Origin of the sequence: Sphingomonas sp. PAMC 26605 (assembly GCF_000241485.1) — a bacterium.
Classification (GTDB): Bacteria; Pseudomonadota; Alphaproteobacteria; order Sphingomonadales; family Sphingomonadaceae; genus Sphingomonas.
In genome coordinates, this window is the sequence record NZ_JH584241.1 from 218,665 (window position 1) to 220,521 (window position 1,857).

General features: G+C 70.7%; 2 protein-coding genes. One reads left to right on the forward strand and one right to left on the reverse strand.

All coding sequences use genetic code 11. The features are described 5' to 3' along the window. Positions 1-27 precede the first annotated feature (27 nt). Entirely contained in the window at positions 28-690 is a 663-nt protein-coding gene (hisG, locus tag RH90_RS01050) for an ATP phosphoribosyltransferase (RefSeq protein WP_010183335.1), read from the reverse strand. Positions 691-753: 63 nt separating this feature from the next. Between hisG and RH90_RS01055 the strand changes: the two genes are divergently transcribed. Beyond that, the gene (locus tag RH90_RS01055) at positions 754-1,851 is read left to right on the forward strand and encodes a DUF2332 domain-containing protein (protein WP_010183336.1); all 1,098 of its coding nucleotides are present in this window, start codon (positions 754-756) and stop codon (positions 1,849-1,851) included. Positions 1,852-1,857: the final 6 nt, after the last annotated feature.

The window sequence follows — 1,857 nt, forward strand, 5'->3', positions numbered from 1 at the left end:
AGCGGGAGGGGAGGAAGAAGAAGCCGCTCACGCCGCCATCTCCTGCGCAACCGCCCGCCGGAACGCCTCGACCAGCGGCACGACTTCGCCGCGCGTCTTGAACGCCGCGCGGTTGACGATCAGCCGCGAGGTGACCTCGCAGATCATTTCGACCTCGACCAGGCCGTTCTCCTTGAGCGTCCGTCCCGACGACACCAGGTCGACGATCCGCGGCGCGAGGCCGAGCAGCGGCGCCAGCTCCATCGCGCCGTTCAATTTGACGCACTCGGCCGAAACGCCCCGCCGCGCGAAATGCGCTTCGGTGACGTGCGGGTATTTGGTTGCGACGCGGACGTGGCTCCAGCCGCGCGGATCGTCGCTTGCTGCCATCGCGGCGGGCTCGGCGACCGACAGGCGGCAATGGCCGATGCCGAGATCGACCGGCGCGTAGAGCTCGGAATAGTCGAATTCGGCGAGCACGTCGGACCCGACGATGCCGAGCTGCGCCGCGCCGTGCGCGACGAAGGTCGCGACGTCGAACGCGCGGACGCGGATCAGGTCGATTCCGGGATTGTTGGTGGTGAAGCGCAGGGCACGCGAGTTCTCGTCGCTGAACGCGGCTTCGGGGACGATTCCGGCGCGGTCTAGCAAGGGGATCGCTTCGGCGAGGATGCGGCCCTTGGGGACGGCGATGATGATGGGGTCGGCCATGGCGCGGGCTTTACTTGGCGGTGGGGGTGGGCGCAACAACGCGACCGACGGAGAAAATCGATCATGGCCGACGAGCAGAGCAATCGCGGGGCGTTCCGGATCCAGCAGCACTATTGCGAGGCCAATGCCGCGCCGGTCTATGCCCGGATGTGCGCGGCGATCGCCGATGGGCTGACGCGGCGATCGGTCGTGGGGGCGCGGGTGCTCGACTGGCCGGGCGAGCCGACGCGCGATGCCTTGCCGTTACGGCTGTTCGGGGGGTTGCATGCGCTGGTGCAGGCGGGGGGCGATGCCGGGCTGGAAGCAGTGTATTCGGGGGCGGTGACAGAGCAGGGCGCGATCCTTGCGACGATCGAGCGGGTGTTGGCCGAGCAGGAGGCGGCGCTGCTGCCGTGGCTCGACGGGCCGCCGCAGACCAATGAGCCGGGGCGGTCGGCGGCGTTGCTGCTGGGGCTGCTCGAGATTGCGCGGACGTGTGGGCCGCGGGTCGAGGTTCTGGAGATCGGGTCGAGCGCGGGGCTCAATCTGCTGATCGGGCGGTATCGGTTCGATCTAGGGGGCGTGTGGTTCGGGCCGGAGGATTCGCTGGTGACGATCACGCCGCGCTGGAGCGGGCCGGTGCCGGAGGCGGTGCCGCTCGAGATCGTGTCGGTGCGGGGGTGCGACGTTTCCCCGCTCGATGCGACCGATCCGGCGGTGGCGGCGCGACTGGCGGCTTATGTCTGGCCGGAGACGCCTGAAAGGTTGGCGCGGGTGCGCGCGGCGGTGGAGATGGTGCGCGCGCATGGCGTGGCGCTCGAGCGGGGGGATGCGGCGGACTGGATCGAGGCGCGGCTGGCGGAGCCGCAGGCCGCGGGGGTGACGCGGGTGCTGATGCATTCGGTGGTGTGGCAGTATCTGCCCGAGCCGGTGGCCGAGCGGGTGCGGGTGGCGATGGCGGCGGCGGGGGCGCGCGCGACGGTCGAGCGGCCGCTGGGCTGGGTGGCGATGGAGCCCGACCGGTCGCTGGGGCACCAGGTGGTGCGGGCGCGGTGGTGGCCGGGGCGCGCGGAGTGGGCGACGCTTGCCACGAGCCATGCGCATGGGACTTGGATTGATACGGGGGCTGGTAGCGCGACGCCGTTGGTGGATCTGCCGGAAGGCGCGCGGGTTACGGTGTGACCTTTC

Excerpts from the sequence above, each read along its gene's own strand:
- hisG (WP_010183335.1), bottom strand. The coding sequence starts at position 690 with ATGGCCGACCCCATCATCATCGCCGTCCCCAAGGGCCGCATCCTCGCC.
- RH90_RS01055 (WP_010183336.1), top strand. The coding sequence starts at position 754 with ATGGCCGACGAGCAGAGCAATCGCGGGGCGTTCCGGATCCAGCAGCAC.